We start from the raw sequence: 22,911 nt of genomic DNA, 5'->3' as shown, positions 1-22,911 counted from the left end.
ATTACAAAACCTCATGGCTGGTGGCTGTGAGGTTTTTTAGTTCTTAGAGAATAGTATATACAACCTTATTAGTGAAAGCCATATTCAATGAATGAATAATACTAATCCCCATGTTTTCAAACTCTTGTTCAAAACCATGAAAATCTGATTTGATGGTTATTTTGTCATCAAAAGACACTTGGCCTTCATTAAAGAAGTTTGTGGTTCTTAAATGAGCTTCTAGCATGTAGAGATCACCTTCTTGGAGGTATTTGAGTTGATCTATTTCAATTACAAAGTCATATGAGTTAAGATCAGCATCTTCTGAATTACACTCAATTATTTCTATGTTGATTTCCGAGAAATAATTAGAGCAATTAAATTCCAGAATTGCACTAAACTCAAACGATAGCATATTTTCTAGATTGACGGTCTTGAATGCAGCTGTTCGCTTATCTCCACTAGCTTCAAGCGAATCGATAATTCCCATTCTTTTGGCAAGTTGTGAGAGGGAATCACAATGGTTTAGAAAGTTGTCGGCCTCAACTATTAATTGCTCATCCACTTCAACACTACACGAGGAGATGATTAGAATATTAATTGAATCCTTTGGGATAGGTGGACTAAGAATTAATAGGAGTAAGGTGAGTAGCATTGGTCTAATTTAAATTGGCATGTTAAATTAGTAAGCACCAACCATAATGTGATGCAATCATTTCTTCAGATATAATATGCTCATTGGAAGTGGTTTGTCATTAGGCAACTTTCCATAATGATTGAGGTATCCATAATCGTCTTTTTTTTGGTCTTCATTCCATTCAATAACACCAAATCTTCGATTTTCATCATTGCGAAATCTTAAAAAGACCGTATCATTTTTAATGGTATAAGTGCCAGTTTGCTTTTCAACACCAAAACACACAACTCTTTGAACAAAAGTGCTGTCTATGCCAAGAGTGATGGTTGAAGTACAATTTGCAGCACCTTCACGACTCGCTATCAAATAGGGCTCTGGATCAAAGTCACTGCTTTTTATTACTCCCAAAGGGAAGAGAAAACAAAAAAGAAGTACACTACCTAAGATGATTAGGTTGATACCGTTCTCTCGTTTCTTCTTTGCATTTTGAGCGAATGTTACAAGTTTCCAAAGAAATATCAATAATGTAAGAAGCCAGATGCAAGCTAGAAAAAGCGTAAGTAAAAAATCCCATCCCGAGGGTAATTGTTCCCATGCAAAAGTTGTATTCACGGCAACAAGAAGTATCAATGCCACTATGACGGACTTGCTTTTCAGTATCTTTTTAATTGACCCAGTCAAATGATAAGCTTTTCTATGGGTGTATTGTAGCTGCTAGTTACTTTCTTCGGTAAAACTGCGTTATTTATATAAGAATCTTAATCAAAGATAATAGGCACTACCGTGGTGACTTTGACCCTTTTACCTCTTTGGATTCCTGGTGTCCATGCAGGCATTTGCTTTGCTAAGTTCATTGCCATTTCATCTGATTTTGGTGACAATGACTGGACTACCTGAAAATCATAAGGTACACCTGTGCAGTCAATTATGAACTTGATAAATACCTTTCCTTTAACGTCTTCTGATCTAATCTGGAAATAATCTTTAATCGATGTTCCTGTGAATTTTGGAGCTTTTTCGACTATCGTATAGATAAGGTCTGGATCTCCACAAGGAGGAACATCAGTTGGAACTGTTATGTTAATCTCAATTTCATCTTCAACCTCACCTGAGGGAAGCTCCATGTATTCTGGCTGATTCCTTTCAGATTCACCTAAAAGTTCGGAATCCTTTACAATATCTAACATCAATAGAACATATATAGCTTGAAATAATTCACTTTTAAGTTCTTCTTGACTTAGGACATCTTCAATCTTTTTTATTCTAGAATTGCTGGATTGGTTTCTGGTTTTTTGAGAATTCTTTTTTAGGTCTTGTAATAAAAATAGAGTCTGATGATAGGTTGATGTGGTGTCTATATTTATGTCCTTTTGGTTGTAGGAATTACTCAAACAGTTAATCAGAAGTTGTTCTTGAAGGTTGTTGTCTATGAAAAGTGGACTATTTAGCAATATTTCTACTATTTCTTTTTCGTCGATGGAAGAAAAGTCTTGATCATTTTTTTCATTCTTTGCTTTAAAGAAATTATATAATTTTTTGAGATTTTTTAGTTCTTTTTTCTTTACTCCTATAGTGTGATTAATACATTGATAAGCTGTTTTTTCAGCCTTTACGATTGTTTGACAATAACCGGAGAAATGGAATATTACTATTAATACAGTCAGGAAAGCCTTCATAGTTAATCATTTAGTTGATCAAATATAGTTTAATCGATCAGTTTTCGAGGAGAGAGATAGTTTTACAATTCATATTTTGGCTTTGGGGTTTGATAGAAATTGTCACCATGCTGTTTGATGATAAATCAAGGTCACTACCTGATTATATTGCTGGGACCATTGCTGTAAGGGAATACTAAGAATTTGCATTCCCTCACTTAAACCCGTAGTTTCATCAACTCAAAATAACTTAGTCCATGAAGGCAATCTATTTCTTTTCGCTTGTTGCATTTTTATTCATCGCTTCCTGTTCTGCTCCTGAGTCCAATCAGACTGAAGTAAAATCTAATGACTATCTGGATTATTCTGGTAAATCAGATAAGCTGAGTGGCGGTGCGAGAATGATTCCAATTGAAACGCCAAGTGGAACCTTCAATGTTTGGACAAAGAGAGTCGGAAATAATCCTAAAATGAAATTGCTCTTGCTTCATGGTGGGCCAGGAGCATCTCATGAGTATTTTGAATGCTTTGATTCGTTTCTACCTGAGGCCGGAATCGAGTATTATTACTACGATCAGCTGGAGTCGGCTTACAGTGACCAGCCTTCTGATACCAGCTTGTGGAACATTGATCGATTTGTGGAGGAAGTAGAGCAAGTGCGACTTGCTTTAGGTTTGGATAAGGATAATTTCTTTCTGCTTGGACATAGTTGGGGTGGTATTCTGGGAATGGAATATGCACTTAAATATCAAGACAACATGAAGGGATTGATCATTTCCAACATGATGGCTTCCATTCCGGATTATGTTGACTATGCCAATAATGTGTTGGGACCGCAATTAGATTCAGCAGTATTGGCTGAGATCAGAGAGCTAGAAGCCAATGAGGACTATTCCAATCCGAGATATACCGAACTCATTTATGAACATTACTATCCAGAGCATGTGTTGAGGATGCCAATGGATCAATGGCCAGATCCTGTTAATCGTGGTTTTGCGAATATCAATATGGACATGTACGTGACCATGCAAGGTCCAAGTGAGTTTGGGATAGTGGGTGATGCCAAGCTGAAAAACTGGGATAGAACTGCCGACCTTTCCAAAATAAAAGTTCCAACCTTAAGTATTGGTGGAGCTTATGATACCATGGATCCTGAGCATATGAAGATGATCGCCGAATCTGTTCAAAATGGTGAGTACCTGCATTGTCCTACGGGAAGCCACTTTTCCATGTATGACGATCAGGAGACGTACTTCAAGGGACTAATTGAGTTTATTAAGTCGGTTCAATAATCTTAGCTAACTTATTAAACATTCAAATCCAGGTGATAACCTTGCTTTCTTAGCTCGTTGTATTTCTCCGTATCAAATCGATAAACGAAGGCTCCCTTCTTGGATGTCGTTTTATCTTTCTTGTCTGTTTTGATCAGTAAATCTGTAGACAAGATCTTTTTACGGAAGTTGCGGTCATCGATGCTTTTACCATAGATGGCATCGTACAGTTGCTTTAGTTGTGGCAATGTAAAATCCTCTGGCAATAGCTCAAATCCAATGGGTCTACTTTTGGCATTATGGACCAGTTGTTCTGTTCCCAGCTTGAGCATCTCAGAATGATCAACAACCAATTCCGGCAACTGATCCAGGTCAAACCACTTGGCCCCATGCTCATTAGCAATGTCTCTATGTAGGTCATCCAGTTTGATCAAGCTCCAATAGAGAATGGATACTACTCTGCCTCCTGGATCGCGATTAGCTTTACCGAACGTTGAAAGCTGTTCCAAAAAGACATCCTTTAGTCCTGTGAATTTTTCCAATACACGTTCAGCTCCATCAGAGAGATCTTCATCTTCATTGACAAAACCTCCAATAAGCGACCATTCGCCAGCAAAAGGCTCCACTTCTCGTTGGAATAAAAGAACCTTCAGATTGTTTTCCGTCGTGTCGTAACCGAATACCAAACAGTCGATTGCGACCAATATCTTGGGGTGATTATACGTCATTAATTCAAAAATAGTATTTTGTATTTACTTTATTAAACGTTAAATTTACGTTTATAATTAATAATCATATCCCAAACTGATGAATGAAAAGATATTAAATGAGGTTAAATCCTCATTTGAACAACGATTTGGTGTAGAGCCCATCGTTATTAAAGCACCAGGTAGGATCAATTTAATTGGCGAACACACCGATTATAATAATGGATTTGTACTTCCGGCTGCCGTAGATCAGGCCATTTACTTGGCTGTAGCTAAATCAGGTTCTTCGGAATCTACGCTGGTTTCACTTGATATGGACCAGACGTATGAGTTTTCAATCAACGATTTTCAACCAACCAAAGAGAAGCCCTGGGCCAACTACCTGATGGGGGTTGTGGCTGAGATTCAGAAATCAGGACGTGAAGTGTCTGGGTTCAATATCGTGTTTTCTGGTGATGTGCCTCAAGGTTCTGGAATGTCCTCATCTGCAGCCCTAGAGTGTGGAACTTGCTTCGCCTTGAATGAGCTTTTTGAGTTATCCATTCCAAAAGTGGAAATGGTGAAGATGTCTCAAAAAGCAGAACATAATTATTCTGGAGTGATGTGTGGAATCATGGATCAGTTTGCCAGCATGATGGGGTCAGCTGATCATGCATTGCTGTTGGATTGTGAGTCTCTGGAATACAGACATTTCCCAATTGAATTAACGGACCATATCATTGTTTTGTGCAATTCCAATGTGTCGCACAATCTCGCTGATTCTGAATATAATATTCGTAGAAAGCAATGTGAGGAGGGAGTTAGCTTGTTGCAAAAGTATTTTCCAGGGGTAAAGTCTCTCAGGGATGTTTCGTTAGAACAACTTAATGCCCATCAATCTGAACTTTCTGATGTCGTGTACAAAAGATGTAAGTACGTGATAGAGGAAAATGAGCGCGTGATGAGTATGACCAAAGCGATGGAGGCTGGTGAGATTGATTCACTTGGTGAAATCTTGACCATTGCACAGGAAGGAATGCGTTCAGAATACGAGATATCATGTCCTGAAATTGATTTCATGGCAGACTTTGCGAACAATCGCGAGGATGTTGTTGGTGCGCGTATGATGGGAGGAGGCTTTGGAGGCTGTACCATTAACCTGGTCAATAAAGGTTCAGAAGATCAATTCATCTCAGAATTGAGTGCAGCGTACAAAGAACAATTCAATAAAGAGATCACTCCGATTAAGGTGGTGATTTCCGATGGTGTCAAAAGAATTTAATTCAGCAATGAGTTTAAATATTGAAAAGCCGCACAAGCGGTACAATATCCTGACGGATGAATGGGTGCTGGTATCTCCACATCGTACCAAACGTCCGTGGCAAGGAAAGACCGAGGATGTAGAAGAAGCCAAGCGTCCAACTTATGATCCTGGGTGTTATCTCTGTCCTGGAAATGAGCGAATGGGAGGGGAGCACAATCCTGCCTATGAATCGACATATGTTTTTCAGAATGACTTTGCTGCGCTGATGGAGGATCAGGGAGTGGAGGAGCATAATGATGGATTACTTCGCTCTCTGGAGGAAAAAGGTACGTCCAGAGTGATTTGTTTTTCGCCTAATCACTCGCTAACCATGCCTGAAATGAGTGTGGAGGATTTAACTAAGGTTGTTAAAGTTTGGAAGGAGCAGTTCGAAGAGCTTGGAGCTGTTGACTACATCGGTAATGTGCAGATCTTTGAAAACAAAGGTCCAATTATGGGCTGTAGCAATCCACATCCACATGGGCAGATCTGGGCACAAAGTAGTGTGCCGAATGAAATAGCCAAGCGTACGGCTACACAAGAAAAATACTTTGCAGAAAAAGGAACCTCCATGTTGGGAGATTACTTGAAGCAGGAGTTAGCTGCCGGTGAGCGAATCATTGCTGAAAATGATCACTTCGTTTGTCTGGTGCCTTTTTGGGCAGTTTGGCCTTATGAAACCATGATCGTTCCAAAGCGTCATTTTCAAGCAGTAACAGATATGACGGAAGCGGAGGAAGAAGCATTTGCCGCTATGCTTTCCATTATTACTATCAAATATGATAACTTGTTTAAGACTTCTTTTCCGTATTCGGCTGGGATGCAGCAGCGCCCGACTGATCGAAAAGATTACACAGGATGGCACTTTCATTACTCATTTTACCCACCTTTGCTGCGGTCCGCGACTGTGAAGAAGTTCATGGTGGGCTATGAAATGTTCGCCAATCCACAGCGAGACATTACCGCTGAGATGGCTGCCAATACGTTGAGATCACTTTCTGAAATACACTATAAACAACAATGAATAAAGTATTAGTAACAGGAGGAGCAGGATACATCGGTTCACACACCGTGCGTATGCTTGTTCAAAAAGGCTACGAAGTAATAGTATTAGACAATCTGGTATACGGTCACCCGGAAGCAATCGTTGATGATTCTGTGGAGCTGGTAAAAGGCGATATTGGAGATCAGGAGTTGTTGAATACACTTTTTGAAAAACATCAATTTGAGGCGGTGCTGCACTTTGCGGCTTATGCTTACGTTGGAGAGTCTGTTTCTCATCCGCACAAATACTACGTGAACAATGTGGTGAAGCCTTTGACTTTGTTGAAGACCATGGTAGATCACGGATGTTTGAAGTTTATCTTCTCTAGTACATGTGCGACCTATGGCAATCCTGAATACATGCCATTGGATGAAAAGCATCCACAAGTACCAGTAAGTCCTTATGGTAAAAGCAAGTATGTATTGGAGCAGATCATCAAAGATTACGAAGTTGCCTACAACTTGAAATATGTATTCTTAAGATATTTCAATGCATCAGGAGCATCTGAAGATGGTGTGATTGGAGAGGATCACGATCCGGAGACTCACTTGATTCCTTTGATTTTGGATGCGATCAACGGTGATCGTCCAGCCATCAAAGTATTTGGAACTGATTACGATACGCCGGATGGTACTGCTGTAAGAGATTACATCCATGTGAACGATCTAGGTGATGCTCACATCAAAGCATTGGAGTATTTAGGCAAAGGAAATGATAGCATCGCGGTTAATCTGGGAACGGGTGTTGGTTACTCGGTGAAAGAAGTGATCGATGCGGCGGCCGAGGTTACAGGCAAGGAAGTGCCAACGGAATACGAAGGAAGACGTCAGGGTGATGCGACTAAGCTGATCGCTGATGCAAAACTTGCTTTGGATAAACTAGGTTGGGATCCAAAATACAAAGACGTAAAAGAAATCATAAAAACGGCGTGGGCCTGGAAATCAGGAGATCGCAAAGGGAAATATTAATACTCGATGATACACTGGTGTATCTATTGAGTTAAAGATCATCATTTTTATTGGGTTAAAAAGCCGGACGAGTTTCTTGTTCGGCTTTTTTCGTTTTTAGCGGTATGGTTGATGGTTTTTGAATAAATCATAAAATCTCTTCATTTTTTGGTTGAAAATTTATTAAATTTATAACCGTATTATTTACGTATATGTCCAGCCTTTCCCACGACCATCAACCCAACGCCAAGGAAAGAACCTTGGTGGTTAACGCAGATTCTGATACTTATCAGGAGAGCGAAGACCTAATTTGGGAGCGATTCAAAACGGGAAACGAAACTGCACTGACTTATATTTATCGGACCTATTCCAATACATTATTTAACTATGGTTGTCAATTTGTTGATGATCGTGATTTGGTTCGTGATACGCTACAAGACTTATTCATTGATTTAATTAACTCTCGCGAGCGTTTAGGAGCCACTTCTTCCATCAAGTTTTATTTGATGAAGAGTTTTAGAAATAAACTCGTAAAGGCGATCAAAAAATCACAACGCAGAAGAGAGGTGGAAGATGATTCCAGTAAAGATTCTTTCCTGGTGACCATATCAGCTGAGGCTCGCTGGATCAATGGTCAGTTGGATCAGCGAAAGGAAAAATTGATTCAGGAAAGTCTCAATCAATTGCCTGCACTTCAACGAGAAGCGCTTGTCTTGTACTTCTTCGAAGGGTTGAAGTATGAACAAATCGCAGAAATGCTTGGAATCAAAGTAAAATCTTCCAGAGCGTTGATTTACAGATCTACCGAATCTTTAGGTAAAATTTTAGGTCCTCATAAAGAGGAAATCCTCACGATGCTATCTCTTTCTTTGTTGGCAAATCAGTAATTTATTAGTTGATTTATTGTGTTGTGTGATGTGATATAGCTGAAATTGTTGAATATATTATAAATATTTCAATAAGCTATGGTCATTTAAGGGTTTGGTTCCTTTTAATGGTAGAAGGAAGAAAACCAGATGGACTACCGCAATTACGATATAGAAGATTTTTTACAGGATGAGTTCTTTGTGAGTTGGGTCTTGCACCCCAATAAAGAGAACGATCATTTCTGGAATCAGTGGATATCAACATATCCTGAAAAACACACGGTGGTAGAACAAGCCAAGGAGCTGGTCAAGTCTATCAAGTATCAAGAAGAACAACGCTTATCCGAAGCAGAATACACTCAAGTTTTTGAATCAGTATTAAAAGCGAATCGAGATCGAAATAATCGTACGTTTATTTGGCAACCTAAGTATACCGTGCGTTTAGCCGCGACAATTGCTTTGCTTCTGGTAGCGGCGATTGTTCTGGTATTAAATCCTGATTCTTCAGGAGAGATTCAGTCAGTAAAAATGTTGGTTGCTAAAACGGAGCCTGGTCAGAAGCGTACGATCAAATTGTCAGATGGAACGACTGTCATGCTCAATGCTGGAAGTTCTTTAGTCTATCCTGAGCACTTTACAGATAGCAGTAGGTTGGTGACTCTCTTCGGTGAGGCCTTTTTCGATGTGGAAAAGGATCCTTCCAGGCCATTCGAAATCGAATCTAATAAACTAACGACCACAGTATTAGGTACGTCTTTCAATGTGCGAAGTTATCCCGAAGAAGCTACCGTTTCTGTGGCTGTGATAACTGGACGGGTAGAAGTAAAAGGAGAATCTGGAAGTTCAGAGATCTTATTGCCAGAAGACATGGGAACCTTTGATGTGGCCTCCGGAGCGATCGAAAAATCTCACTTTGATGAGACGTCATGGATTGGATGGACCAAAGGAGTCCTGGTATTTGACAATCAAACATTGCCTGAAATATTCAAAGAATTAGAAAACTGGTACGGTGTAAAAATAGAAGTCCAAAAAGGTATGAAGCTGGAAGGGCGCTACAGTGGCCAGTACCTCAATAAATCCCTGGAAGTAATACTGGAAGGGATTAGTTACACCTCTCATTTTAAGTATTCAATAAACCAAAAAACTATACTAATCTATGATGAAAAATGACCTCTTAAAGACCTAGGCTCTAGCGAGTCTACTCAATTAACCTAAAACAAATAACCCTCGCATCCAAACAGTTGGGGAACTCCGGTTGCAAGGGTTAGTTCTAGCAATCTAATTATTCACTAAAACACCTTAAAAGTATGAAAAATAATCTACTGAGGGAAATATTGATTATGTCCAAACCCCTATTTAACGTCATATTTCTACAGGTACTTTTCGCTGGTATGCTGCACGCAGGAGCTGGTGTGGCACAGCACAAGAGCTTGTATGAAATTGATATCAACCTAAAAGTTGAAGATGCCGATATCATGGCCATCTTCAAAGAGATAGAGCATGAGACAGACTTTGTTTTTACATATAACAACAAGTTTGTTAGGAATAAGAAAATTACCATTTCTTCATCTGCTAATTTGGGAAGCGTTCTGGAGGAAATCTCTAAGAAAGCCAATGTTCAATTTAAGCGGATCAACGAGCACATTCATGTTGATAAAAATCAACGAAGTAAGAATGGTGTCCTTGAATCATTCGGTACTCCGGCAGATATGACTATTACAGGTCAAGTGACTGATGAAAATGGTGAAGGATTGCCTGGTGCGACTGTAGCTGTGAAGAATAGCAGTATCGGAACTATCACTGATATTGATGGAAGCTTTACGGTTAAAGTGCCAGAAGATGCACAAACATTAGTATTTTCTTTTGTGGGCTATCAAACACAAGAGATTGCATTTACAGGACAGACTTCATTCAATATTCAACTTAAGCTCGACTATACTAGTTTGCAAGAAGTAGTAGTTGTGGGTTATGGAGAGCAGAAAAAAGCTGACTTGACAGGTGCTGTTTCTGTAGTCAAAACGGAAGAAGTTCAAAAGCGTCAGGCTACTACAGTGGCTGAGGCGATGCAAGGTTTAGCTACTGGTGTGAACATTCGTGGTGGTGGTCAGCCGGGTAGTGAAGCACAAATTCAAATCAGAGGTTTGAGTAATTTCTCAGGTCAGCCTCCTTTGTATGTTATTGATGGGATGATTACCACGGCCAACAGAGATTTCAACCCGAATGACATTGAGTCTATCCAAATATTGAAAGATGCCTCGGCAGCTGCCATATACGGTTCTCGTGCTGCAAATGGTGTAATCATCATTACCACCAAAAAAGGAAAAGAAGGTCCACTACAGGTGAAATTCTCAGGTAAGACTGGTGTTCAGCAAATGCCGCGTTATGATTTAGCAGATAGAGATGAATACATTGAAATTAATAACATGGCCTATGATAATGCGGGTGTTCCTCGTCAGGATCATGACATGACAAATGACACAGATTGGCAAGATGAGACTTTCCAAACGGGAAGAATTCAGGATTATAACTTGTCTTTCTCGGGTGGTGGTCCTAATGGTACTTACTTGATTTCCGGTAACTATTTCGAAAATAAAGGTACGGTAATTAGTACAGGCTTTGAGCGATTGAGCTTCAGAGTCAATACTTCAGCTAAGAAAGGAATTTTCAGTGTTGGTGAGAACCTGGCCATTACCAATGCTCAGGCAGATGAAATGTCAGGTAATCCAATTATCGATGTGGTTCGTTTGATGCCGACTATACCGGTATATGATGAAAACAACCCAGGTGGTTATGGCTATGGAAATGAAGCACGCGCTAGAACTTTTGGTACTAACCCTGTTGCGCTTGCAGATTACAGCGATCGAATGAATGAGAACTTCAGAATTCGTGGAAACTTCTGGTCAGAAATCAAGCCAGTTGATTTTTTGACATACCGATTGAATGTTGGTTATAACACAAGTTTTGATCATTACCAGTTCTTGAGAAAAGAGGGTAACTGGACGTTGAATCAGCCGTATGAGCCAGCAATAGCGATTGAAAACAGAGGAACTTCAAGCACCTTATTGGTGGAGAATACCTTAAACTTTGATAAGGATTTCGGAAAGCATAGCTTAAATGTCCTTCTAGGTCAAACCTATCAGGATGATAAGTATGAACGTATAGAAGGAACTAAGAGAAATCTTCCTCAAAATCCAAGTACTGGTGAATACTATACTGTTTTAGATCAAGGTGATCAAGCAGTTGTGACAGGTTTTCGTCAACAAGCAGTATTGATCTCTTACCTAGGTCGTTTGAGCTATACCTATGATGATAAGTACATTTTCTCTGCAATCTTCAGAAGAGACGGTACTTCGCGATTGAGTCCTGACAATAGATGGTCTACTTTCCCATCTGTAGCTGCAGGTTGGAGAGTAAGTGATGAAGCTTTCTTTAATAGCAGTTTGATTTCAAACTTGAAATTAAGAGCCAATCATGGAACACTAGGTAGTGCCAATATTGGATACTGGGATTATCAGCAGAGAATCAACACGTTCCCAACTATTGCAATTGGTGCAGATCAGCATATAGAAGGTGCCGCAACTAACGTGCAGTTAGCAAACAACAACTTGAGATGGGAAACTTTGACTCAGAGCAACTTTGGTGTTGATCTTGGTTTCTTCGATGATAAATTGACAGCAACAGCAGAATACTACATTTCTACAACAGATGATGTTTTGACGCAAGCACCAATCGCTATTACTACAGGTAATGACGGAGGTAATCCATTTGTCAATGCTGCTTCTTTGAGAAACACAGGTTTTGAGTTCACCATTTCGTATGCTGAAGCAGCTAAGGAGTTTAAATACAACACTTCTTTGAATATCACGACGATCAAAAATGAAGTATTGTCATTAGGTTATGATAGAAATGACATCTACGTTGGGAACACCGTAACAGAAGTAGGTAACCCAATCGGAATGTGGTATGTTTTGGAAACGGATGGTCTTTTCCAGGGTCCTGATGATGTATTGAACTATCAAAATGATGAGGGTCAGGTAATCCAGCCGACAGCTCAACCTGGTGATATTCGTTTTGTAGATCACAACGGAGACGGACAGATCACAAATGATGATAAAGTGGTGATGGGCAGTCCTTGGGCTGACGTAGAGCTTGGTTGGAACTTCAATGCTTCGTATAAGAACTTCGAGTTTTCTATGACCTGGTTCAGCTCACTTGGTGCTACTGTTTACAGTGCTACCAACTCTGTGATGGGAAGATTTGATGATAACTCAAACTATCAAGCTGGTACTAAACCATGGACTGAAGAAAATCCTAATACAGAAACACCAAGAGCATATTATGGTACTACGTTGAACTCTAGAGGAGATACCGACAGATGGCTGGAGAGCGGCAATTTTGCTCGAATGAAATTCATCAGCTTGGCTTACAACTTGCCAATAGGATTCCTTGAAAAAGTAGGTTTCCAAACTGCACAAGTATCTATTTCTGGTCAGAACTTAATTACGCTTACGAAATATTCAGGCTTAGATCCTGAATTCAGAGGACCGACAATCTATGAGAGAGGGTTTGATCTGGGAGCATTCCCGAACGTGAAAACCATGTCTGTAGGATTAAACTTTGGATTCTAATCTTAAAAATCAAAGCGAAATGAAAAATCTTAAATACATATTTCTACTAATGGTTGGCATGACGCTTTACAGCTGTGATGAAGACCGTTTAAATGTTGAAAACCCTAATACCTTAACTGAAACACAGTTTTGGTCAACAGCAGATGACGCTAGACTAGGTGTCAATGCGATCTATGCGATGCAGTATAAGCCAGGGCTTTGGAGTAGATGGATTTACTTTAGATATGACTTGACTTCAGATATTGGTTACAGTAAAAGTCCATGGATCGAACTAGGGGATTGGACTAGATTCCAGTATGTGAACTATAACTTCTGGGAAGGTCAGGTAATCACCTGGAGAGATCATTATAAGGCGATCTACAGATGTAATCAAGTATTGGCTAATGTGCCGGATATTGATATGGATGCTGCTGAAAAAGAGTTGATATTAGCGCAAGCCAAATTCTTCAGAGCGTTCTACTATTTCAATATCGCTGTTCTTTGGGAAGATGCACCTATCGTTTTAGAACCATCTAATCCGGATGATTTGCCAGCAAAAAGAACGATGGATGAGATTTTTGCTCAGGTTGAGCAAGATTTAAATGAAGCTGTAGATGTTCTTCCTACTACATGGGATGAAGCGAATGTCGGTCGTCCAACAAAAGGTGCTGCGTATGCATTCTTAGCTAAAACGTACATGCAACAGCGTATGTGGCCAGATGCTAAAGCGGCGTTGGATTATTTCATAACTGGTGATGGCAAGGATCTATATGATCTGGTTCCAAACTTCAAAGACAACTTCACCCACATGAATGAAAACAATGTGGAGTCTGTATTCGAAATCCAGTTCTCTGATGGAAACTATGGTGGTGGTGATGGTGAAGTGCCAAATGCTAGTATGGGTAATAACAGAGCACAATTTTTCGCACCAGGAGGTATTGGCTGGTCTGATGGTCAATTGAGATACTGGGTGATCGAAGAGTTCAAAAAAGAACTTGATCTGGATGGTAACCTGGATGAACGTTTAAGACATTCTGCATTGTATTCTGGTCTGGAAGCTGATTTCGGAGACAAGACTTATAACAGAGACTGGCAATGGGGTGATCAGGATGCGTATTTCAGAAAATACCAAAGAGATTACTACAGAGACAATGAGGATTATTTTTCTCAGGTAAATCTTCGATTGATCAGATATGCGGATATTCTATTGTTATACGCTGAAGTATTGAATGAACTAGGAAATACAGCTGAAGCGTATCAATATGTGGATAGAGTGCGTTCTAGAGCAAATATGGCTCCGTTAGCAACAGCATATCCATCTATCGGAAGTGATCAGGATGCATTCCTTGATCGTTTGAAAATGGAGCGCGTACTAGAACTATGTGGTGAAAGTACCAGATGGATGGATTTAAAAAGATGGGGTGATTTGGATTCACAATCTAGTGTAGATGAAATCGCTCAAAGAGATCCTGACTTCTTCAACTTCGTTGTTGGAAAATCACACCGTCTACCGATTCCACAAGTTGAGGTAGAAAACAATCCTAATCTGGATCAACATCTAGAATACTAAAATTCTTCTTCATACATTTTGGTCATTTGTTAGGGCAGCATTTGCTGCCCTGGCAGATGTTTTGCCAAAAGACAAGCAAAACGTTATATAAAAAATACTTCTACGGCTCATGAAACACTTTATCCCAGTCTTACTACTAGCACTTTTGGCAGCGTGCAGTCCTAAAAAGGAAACTTCCGAAACTCCAGAAAAACCATTTACCAGATCTGTTTGGAGTAAAGAGCAAGCAAACGAATGGTATCAAGATAAACCCTGGTTTGCAGGTGCTAATTTTAACCCTAGTACTGCTATCAATCAACTAGAAACCTGGCAAGCAGACTCTTTCAATCCAGAAGTAATTGATCGTGAGTTAGGCTGGGCAGAAGGAATCGGTATGAATCTAATGCGCGTGTATTTGCATCACCTGGCATGGGAGCAGGATCCTGAAGGATTCAAAAAACGAATGGATCAATATTTATCCATTGCTGACCAGCACGGTGTTTCTACCATGTTCGTATTCTTCGATGATTGCTGGAACAATACGTATGCTGCAGGAGTACAGCCAGAACCTAAGGTGGGAACACATAACTCAGGATGGGTACAAGATCCGGGTCAATTGATTTATGACTCACCTGAGAAGATGACAGATCTTGAAGCCTATGTAAAGGATGTGTTGAAGCACTTTGCAGATGATAAGAGAATCCTACTTTGGGATTTGTATAACGAGCCGGGTAATTCAGGATATGGTGATCGTTCGATGCCACTTTTGAAAAATGTCTTCCAATGGGGGAGAGAGGTCAATCCATCACAACCATTATCTGCAGGAGTTTGGAATTTTAAATTGACCAACCTGAATAAATTCCAGTTAGAGAATTCGGATGTCATCACCTATCACAACTATCAGGATAGTGCGACTCATGCACAGATGATTGACTCTCTACAGCAATACGGAAAGCCACTGTTGTGTACTGAGTACATGGCTAGAACTAGAAATAGCACATTTGAGGCAATCATGCCGATGCTTAAAGAAAATAAGATTGCTGCCATTAACTGGGGTTTGGTTGCAGGTAAAAGCAATACCATTTATGCATGGGATACCCCAATCGAATCTGGTGAAGAGCCAGAAGTTTGGTTCCATGATATTTTCCGTCAAGATGGATCTGTTTATAGTCAAGAAGAGATCGATCTAATAAAAGAATTAACCTCCGCTGACTGATTGAGAATTGCAGGTGTGACTTAATCAATGTTTCATTAAAACCACAAAATGATGAGAAAACTCACATCACTCATTCTATTAGTAGTAATGAGCATCTATGCGCATGCTCAAGAAGTTCTGTTAGAGGATACAGACTCATTTTATCCTCGATTAATTCGACTGGCAGCAAATGGAGCTGCCAATGGTCGATTAATTGCCAGTTTCGATGTTATCGGTGCTGGTCATATTTACCAAAGTACAGATGATGGGATCAGCTGGTCGCAGATTGCAACCATCACAGAAAATGGCTTTGCTAACACATGTTGTAGTGAACTGTATGAAATGCCTGTGAATATGGGAGCTACGACTGCAGGAACACTGTTTTGGGCAGTTTCTGCCCATAATGGAGCCCCGCCAGCTAGCAGAGCGATTAAGATTTATAAGAGTACGGATCAAGGAAATACCTGGTCGTATTTTTCCACTCCGGTAACAGGAAATACTGGATTGTGGGAAGCTGAGTTCATAATTGATGATTTTGGTCGACTGGTCATGTATTATGCATCTGAAGAGCATAAGGGGTCTGGATACAATCAGCTGATTGCTCATAAAATATCTACAGATGGTGGCGCTACATGGAGTAGTGAGACCATAGATATTGGTATCCCAGACAATGATCAGCGTCCGGGTATGCCAACGATTAGCAAGTTGCCAAATGGTGATTATGTCATGGTCTATGAAATATGCGGTCCAACTTACAGTTGTGATGCGTTTATTCGGTCTTCTGCAGATGGAGTCAACTGGGGGGCTGTCTCCGCTGTAGGGACCAGAATAGAATCTGTTTCCGGAAATCACTTTTCGCACGCACCTACTGTGACCTGGATAGATAATGGTACTGCCAATGGTGAATTGCTTGTAGCAGGGCAAGTTCTTCGAAATGGAGCCAATGTGAATGTTGCTGAGAATGGCCAGAAGTATATGGTCAATTCTACAAATGGTACAGGACTTTGGGCAGAGCGATCTTCACCCTTGTTTACACCGAGCGATGGTACCAATCCATGCGGTAACTACAGTTCACAATACGTATCTCGCTCAGGTAGTTCAGAGATCATTCAGCTTTCGAATAAAGAGTGTCGTGTATTCTCAGGTATTGGTCCATTCAATGCGCCATTTGCGGATGGAGTTTATAGATTAACGGCTAAACACAGTGGCAAAGCACTTGATGTCAGTGGATGCAGTGATGCCGATGGAGCCAACGTACAACAATGGCCTTGGGCTGGTGGTGATTGCCAGCGATGGAAGATCGAATATCTTGGTAATCGTGAATATAAGATCACTTCACAGCTGAGTGGAAAAGCACTAGAAGTAAACAGCTGTTCTACTTCTAATGGCGGTAATGTACAGCAATGGCCATGGAATGGCGCTGATTGCCAACGATGGTATATCGAGCCGACAGGTGCAGGATATTTCAGACTGGTTTCTAAAAATAGTGGAAGAGTATTGGATGTAGACGCATGTTCAGATGCTGATGGACAGAATGTTCAGCAGTGGGAATGGTTAGGTGGAGATTGCCAGCAATGGAAGCTGGAACCTGTAAGTCCGAATGAAATTCCTGCTGGATCTTACAGCATCACGTCTAAAAATAGCAACAAGGTATTGGATGTTTCTGGATGCTCTACAGCTGTAGGTGCTAACGTGCAACAGTGGCCATGGAATGGAGCTAACTGTCAACGATGGACCATCAATGCAACACCTGATGGCTACTATGAAATCCTGAGTAATGTGAGTGGTTTGGCGCTAGATGTGGATGGCTGCTTGTCTACTAGTGGTAGGAATGTGCAAACCTGGACAAGTTCAGGTGCCAATTGTCAGCGTTGGGGATTTGAAGAAGTGGAGTCTGGATATTTCAAAATCATTTCTAAAAATGGATTGAAGGTACTGGATGTTTCTGAGTGTTCCACTGCGGACGGTGCCAATGTGCAGCAGTGGACGTGGCTTGGTGGCGACTGTCAGCGATGGTCATTGCAATCAGTTTCTCAGAGTCAGCGAATTGTGACTGGTGTGGAGGAGTTAGATTCAGAATCAAAGTTGACTATTTACCCAAATCCTGTTGCTGATGAAGTTCAAATACGATTTGGTAATGAGCGTTCACAGAAAGTTGAATTAAGAATTACCAATACCGCGGGACAAGAAGTTTATCATGAAGAATTTCAAAGTACAGCAGGGAGTAATTACCATACACTGAATCTAGGAGGTATAAGTGGAGGCATCTACTTTATTTCCATTTCCTCAGATGAATTACAATTCACTCAAAAACTTATTAAAAACTAAATCAAAAACCGCAGGTGCTTTCACCTGCGGTTTTTTTAAAATCCATCAAGTATGCGTCATTTAGTCTTCCTTCTTTTACTTCTCACAGGTGGTTTGGGGTTTTCTCAGAAGCTTTCTGTAGCTGATTTAACCGTTGAGTTTAAATCGAATCCAATCGGAATAGACGAGGAGCATCCAAGATTTAGCTGGAAACTGAATGCGGAACGAAATAACACGAAGCAAGCTGCTTTTGAACTTCAGGTTGCAATGGAAAAGCAGTTTAAGAATTTGGAGTGGGGCACAGGTAAAGTTGAATCTGATCAATCCATTTTAGTCTCATATGATGGCGAGAATCTTGTGCCAAACCAACGATATTATTGGCGTGTCCGAGTTTGGGATAACTATAAAAAGAGATCTGATTGGAGCACACCACAATATTGGGTAACAGGTATGATCAACCCTTCCAACTGGAAAGCTATGTGGATTGAGCCTATTCAGGAAGAAAAGCATTCTGGTCCAGCGGCAATGGTCCGAAAAACATTTTCTACAAGCAAAAAGGTGACCTCAGCAAGAGCGTATGTTTCAGCCCATGGATTATATGAATTGCATCTCAATGGAGAAGTTGTTGGCGATCAGGTGTTTGCTCCAGGGTGGACGTCCTATGAAGAACGAATCCAATATCAAGTATATGATGTTACATCAAATATCCAACAGGGTGAGAATGTCATAGGAGCCTATATTGGTGATGGTTGGTATAGAGGTCAGTTGGCTTGGGGACCTAATAATTGGGCTCATTATGGTCACAAGATTGGGCTGATATGTCAGGTAGAAATCACCTACCAGGATGGATCAAAAGAAACCATCGTCAGTGATGAGAAATGGAAGGGTACAATGGACGGCCCGATTACTATGAATAGTTTGTACAACGGCGAGCACTATGATGCTAGAAAGGAAAAATCTGGTTGGAATAGTACAAAGTTTGATGATAGTGATTGGCAGCAAGTTACTGTTAGTGCCGAAGGTGCCGAGAAACTAATCAGTACTCAAACTGTACCAGTAAGGCGGATTGAAGAGATCAAACCAGTGAAAATCTGGAAGACTCCAATGGGAACTCTGGTTGCGGATATGGGACAAAATATGGTAGGATGGGTTAAGCTTAAGGTAAATGGACCTGCAGGAACTCAGGTCACCATCCGACACGCAGAAGTTCTTGATAGTGACGGGGAATTCTACACAGACAATTTAAGAGCTGCCCAAGCTACCTTGATGTATACTTTAAAAGGTGATGGAGATGAGGTTTATGAACCTCGATTTACATTCATGGGATTCCGCTATTTAGCGATTGAAGGTTTTCCGGGAGAACTCACAGAAGAGAATCTTACCGGAGTAGTCATTCATTCAGATATGGAGCCGACCGGTTCATTCGAATGCTCCAATCCACAACTCAACCAACTTCAGCACAATATTCAATGGGGACAAAAAGGCAATTTCCTGGATGTTCCAACCGATTGCCCACAGCGAGATGAACGACTTGGCTGGACAGGAGATGCGCAGGCATTTATTAGAACAGCTTCTTTTAACATGAATGTAGCTCCATTTTTCACTAAATGGTTGCAGGATATTCCGATTGCTCAAGATTCTGCTGGGATTGTTCCTTTTGTAGTTCCTTATGTGATGGAGGATTTTCGTGCGTCAGCGGGATGGGCTGATGTGGTAACTATCGCTCCATGGACCATGTATGAAGTCTATGGAGATCGTCAAATATTGTCGCAGCTCTATCCAGCCATGAAAAAGTATGTGAATTATGTTCAGCAAAGCGCAGGAGATGATTACCTCTGGCAAGGAGGAAGTGTTTTCGGAGATTGGCTGTTTTATAAGCCAGAGTTGAAATTCTGGACCGAACCAGACGGTCATACCGATCCCGATCTAATCGCTACAGCGTTTTATGCATATTCCGTTTCCATCCTTGCTAACACCGCAGAAGTTCTTGGTAAAAACAGGGAGGCGGACGAGTACAGAGAACTGTTTCTTGAAATCAAAAAAGCATTCAATCAAGCTTATGTGACTCCATCAGGTTTAATCCTGTCTGATAGTCAGACCTCTTATGTGTTGGCCTTGATGTTTGATTTACTTGACGATGCACAACGTGATGGAGCAATAGATCGACTGGTACACAACATCAGAAATCGTGGAAATCATCTATCTACGGGCTTTTTAGGAACTCCCTACTTGTGTCGGGTATTGTCTGACAATGGACGTGCCGATGTGGCATATGATTTATTACTTCAGGAGACTTTCCCATCCTGGATTTACCCAATCACTATGGGAGCAACTACTATTTGGGAACGATGGGATGGGCAAAAACCAGATGGAAGCTTCCAAAACACAGATATGAATTCTTTCAATCACTATGCTTACGGTGCTATTGGCGACTGGATGTATCGAGTAGTAGCTGGAATAGATAATGCTGCCCCAGGTTATAAAGAGTTACTTCTTAACCCACATCCAGACTCGAGATTGGGTTATGCTAAGGCATCGTTTGAAAGTAGTTATGGTTTGATTGAATCTTCTTGGAGGATGGATAGTACGGCGTTGGCAATTAGTGTGACGATTCCACCAAATACTACAGGCAAAGTAGTGCTGCCAGATGCAGTTGATAAGGAGGTATTGATGAATAATCGAGCGCTTACTATCGCTACTAAAACTTCAGGATCAGACCTGGTACTTCAGCTTGGCTCTGGAAAGTATGAATTTAAAATTTTGAATAATGAGTAATATGAAGTTTCGCGAAACCATTGGAGTAAGTTATAAATGGGTATATCTTCTTGTGATTCTACTCTTGAATTTTTCGTGTGCTGAAAATGCTGAAAAACCTGATGATGAGCCGGAACCGGAGGAACCACAAGAGCCGGTCTTTAGTACCGTATATTTAGCAGATCCGAGTATTTTCAAATCAGAAGATACCTACTATTTATATGGAACCTCGCAGGGTTCACTGGAATCAAAAGGGAAGGGATTTCTTGTTTTCACATCATCTGATTTGACCAATTGGGAAGGACCAAATGGAATTGCTTCGGGTTTTGCTTTAAGTGAGCAAGCTGCTTTTGGTAACACGGGGTTTTGGGCACCCCAAGTCCTGCACTATGAAGAAGAATTCTACATGGCCTATACAGCCAATGAACAGATTGGTGTTGCCAGGAGTAGTAATCCATTAGGGCTGTTTACGAACAATGGTACTTCGATTGATAACTCACAAAAACAAATAGATCCGTTTGTTTTCATAGATGACGATGGAACGAAATATCTCTATCATGTCCGCTTACAAGATGGTAATCGAATCTATGTGGCAGAGATGAACGATGATTTAGCATCCATCAAATCAGAAACCTTACAAGAAATCATTGCCGCTGAAGACCCTTGGGAAAATACAGAAAATGCTTCCTGGTCAGTAGCGGAAGGACCAACAGTCTTTAAGGCAAATGGTCAATATTATTTGATCTATTCAGCAAATGATTTTCGAAATCCAGATTATGCGGTTGGATATGCCACTAGTGATCACCCGTTAGGACCATGGACCAAATCAGTAAATAACCCTATCATCCATGGAAATGATTTCGGTGAGAGAGGAGCAGGGCATGGTGATTTGATCATCGATGGTGGAGAAATGAAATACGTTTTACATACTCACTTTTCAACCAATGCTGTACATCCACGAAAGACGGGAATTATCAATTTGATATTTGATGGAGAAGAATTGTCAGCAGAAGAAGATAGTTACAGAGTGCTTGAGACTGAATTATTCTAACCTGTTAGACTAAGTGATTTTGATGAATTAAAAAGTATATACGATCACACCTGCGGATGGCTTTACTGTGAAAGAACTTCGGTTTGGAAATGGTAAGCCATCCAATGTTTAAAACGATTTAAAACAATGAAATATCTACTAACAACATTTTTTGCACTGATAATCGGTGCAGCTATGGCTCAACAGCCAAACCCTCCAGGGCAGGTGAAAACTGGTCAGAAACCTGTTAATGAGGCTTATCTTTTTGCTCACATGACTCATCAGGATTATGGTGAGTTGTATTATAGCGTCAGCTTAGATGGCTTGCACTGGTATCGATTGAATGCTGGTAAAAGAGTATTTGAAGATTATCATGGTCATCCAGATATCGTAAAAGGACATGATGGACGGTACTACATAGCAGGGAACCAAAGTGATGCTTCTCCTGATATCAATATTTGGGTTTCGGAAGACTTAGTGAGTTGGAAAAAACATAGCGTGTATACGCCTGATCTGAAAAAGACTCCTGGTTATAGTGAAGCATTGCAAAGAATTGGAGCTCCAAAGCTTTTCTACGATGAGCCAAGTAAACAGTATGTCATGACCTGGCACACGCCGCATCAAGAAGGTACTCGAGAAGATCCAGAGCGCTATTGGGCAAGTCAAAGAACTTTATATGTCACATCCAAGGATCTGAAGACATTCTCCAAAACCCCACAGCGATTGTTGGATTGGGACATGGGAACCATCGATGTGTTCATTAGAAATGCGGAAGGTAAGTACTGGACGGTTATTAAAGATGAGCGCTACCCGACATTGGATTGGGTGACCGGAAAAACCATTCGTATCGCCAGCTCAGATAACTTATTCGGACCTTATGAAAACTTATCTGACCCTATCAGTCCTAATTTTCGTGAGGCACCCATGTTAATTCCTTCACCAAATGGAGAAGTTTGGTATTTATATTATGAGCAATATCCTGGAGTATCTTATGGATTGTCTGTGGCGGATCAGCTGAATGGACCATGGTATCAGGTATCTGGTTACACCTTCTTCGCTGACTGGGATAAGTATTCATTT

The 22,911-nt window shown here is 40.6% G+C and carries 17 protein-coding genes; 13 read left to right on the top strand and 4 right to left on the bottom strand.

All coding sequences use genetic code 11. The annotated features are described in order from the left end of the window. Window positions 1-43: 43 nt before the first annotated feature. From NXS00_RS25180 to NXS00_RS25170, 3 genes are all read right to left on the bottom strand, one after another. Window positions 44-634 carry a hypothetical protein gene (locus tag NXS00_RS25180; RefSeq protein ID WP_258102064.1) on the bottom strand — a complete coding sequence of 197 codons (591 nt, stop codon included), beginning with the start codon at window positions 632-634 and terminating at the stop codon, window positions 44-46. Window positions 635-691: 57 nt separating this feature from the next. Next, window positions 692-1,252, bottom strand: a complete 561-nt coding sequence (locus tag NXS00_RS25175) for a hypothetical protein (protein ID WP_258102063.1) — start codon at window positions 1,250-1,252, stop codon at window positions 692-694. A gap of 122 nt (window positions 1,253-1,374) precedes the next feature. Further along, window positions 1,375-2,292: an energy transducer TonB gene (locus NXS00_RS25170; protein ID WP_258102062.1), complete on the bottom strand. Its 918-nt coding sequence runs from the start codon at window positions 2,290-2,292 to the stop codon at window positions 1,375-1,377. Window positions 2,293-2,528: 236 nt separating this feature from the next. Here NXS00_RS25170 and NXS00_RS25165 point away from each other — a divergent pair, with 236 nt between their 5' ends. Beyond that, entirely contained in the window at window positions 2,529-3,563 is a 1,035-nt protein-coding gene (locus tag NXS00_RS25165) for a proline iminopeptidase-family hydrolase (protein WP_258102061.1), read from the top strand. A 14-nt stretch (window positions 3,564-3,577) separates the two neighbouring features. On the opposite strand, the gene NXS00_RS25160 is transcribed toward NXS00_RS25165, so the two are convergent. Then, window positions 3,578-4,270 (bottom strand): NUDIX hydrolase, encoded by a 693-nt coding sequence (locus NXS00_RS25160; RefSeq protein ID WP_258102060.1) that lies wholly within the window; start codon window positions 4,268-4,270, stop codon window positions 3,578-3,580. 79 nt (window positions 4,271-4,349) lie between these two features. Here NXS00_RS25160 and galK point away from each other — a divergent pair, with 79 nt between their 5' ends. From galK to NXS00_RS25100, 12 genes are all read left to right on the top strand, one after another. Continuing rightward, window positions 4,350-5,510 (top strand): galactokinase, encoded by a 1,161-nt coding sequence (gene galK / locus NXS00_RS25155; RefSeq protein ID WP_258102059.1) that lies wholly within the window; start codon window positions 4,350-4,352, stop codon window positions 5,508-5,510. 7 nt (window positions 5,511-5,517) lie between these two features. Next, window positions 5,518-6,555 carry a UDP-glucose--hexose-1-phosphate uridylyltransferase gene (locus tag NXS00_RS25150; RefSeq protein ID WP_258102058.1) on the top strand — a complete coding sequence of 346 codons (1,038 nt, stop codon included), beginning with the start codon at window positions 5,518-5,520 and terminating at the stop codon, window positions 6,553-6,555. After that, entirely contained in the window at window positions 6,552-7,544 is a 993-nt protein-coding gene (galE, locus tag NXS00_RS25145; protein WP_258102057.1) for a UDP-glucose 4-epimerase GalE, read from the top strand. Before NXS00_RS25150 ends, galE begins: the two co-directional genes overlap by 4 nt. A 191-nt stretch (window positions 7,545-7,735) precedes the next feature. After that, a complete protein-coding gene (locus NXS00_RS25140; RefSeq protein WP_258102056.1) occupies window positions 7,736-8,410 on the top strand; it encodes an RNA polymerase sigma factor in 675 nt (224 codons plus the stop codon). Between the two features lie 129 nt (window positions 8,411-8,539). Further along, window positions 8,540-9,559: a FecR family protein gene (locus NXS00_RS25135; protein ID WP_258102055.1), complete on the top strand. Its 1,020-nt coding sequence runs from the start codon at window positions 8,540-8,542 to the stop codon at window positions 9,557-9,559. A 137-nt stretch (window positions 9,560-9,696) separates the two neighbouring features. Next, window positions 9,697-13,017 carry a SusC/RagA family TonB-linked outer membrane protein gene (locus NXS00_RS25130; protein WP_258102054.1) on the top strand — a complete coding sequence of 1,107 codons (3,321 nt, stop codon included), beginning with the start codon at window positions 9,697-9,699 and terminating at the stop codon, window positions 13,015-13,017. Window positions 13,018-13,036: 19 nt separating this feature from the next. Continuing rightward, window positions 13,037-14,566 (top strand): RagB/SusD family nutrient uptake outer membrane protein, encoded by a 1,530-nt coding sequence (locus NXS00_RS25125; RefSeq protein ID WP_258102052.1) that lies wholly within the window; start codon window positions 13,037-13,039, stop codon window positions 14,564-14,566. Window positions 14,567-14,675: 109 nt separating this feature from the next. Further along, window positions 14,676-15,761, top strand: coding sequence for a glycoside hydrolase 5 family protein (locus NXS00_RS25120; RefSeq protein ID WP_258102050.1), 1,086 nt, complete (start codon window positions 14,676-14,678; stop codon window positions 15,759-15,761). 48 nt (window positions 15,762-15,809) lie between these two features. After that, window positions 15,810-18,068, top strand: coding sequence for an RICIN domain-containing protein (locus NXS00_RS25115; protein WP_258102049.1), 2,259 nt, complete (start codon window positions 15,810-15,812; stop codon window positions 18,066-18,068). A gap of 51 nt (window positions 18,069-18,119) precedes the next feature. Then, on the top strand, window positions 18,120-20,822 hold the full coding sequence (locus NXS00_RS25110; RefSeq protein ID WP_258102048.1) for a family 78 glycoside hydrolase catalytic domain: 2,703 nt from the start codon (window positions 18,120-18,122) through the stop codon (window positions 20,820-20,822). A 1-nt stretch (window position 20,823) separates the two neighbouring features. After that, window positions 20,824-21,852: a glycoside hydrolase family 43 protein gene (locus NXS00_RS25105; RefSeq protein WP_258102047.1), complete on the top strand. Its 1,029-nt coding sequence runs from the start codon at window positions 20,824-20,826 to the stop codon at window positions 21,850-21,852. 126 nt (window positions 21,853-21,978) lie between these two features. Then, window positions 21,979-22,911 (top strand): glycoside hydrolase family protein (locus tag NXS00_RS25100; RefSeq protein ID WP_258102046.1); only part of this gene is annotated, 933 nt, incomplete at its 3' end.

It is taken from the genome of Marinoscillum pacificum, from assembly GCF_024714495.1.
In the GTDB taxonomy this organism is placed as follows: domain Bacteria; phylum Bacteroidota; class Bacteroidia; order Cytophagales; family Cyclobacteriaceae; genus Marinoscillum; species Marinoscillum pacificum.
Note: the sequence above shows the minus strand (reverse complement) of the source record. Positions and strands in the feature narration are given on the sequence as shown.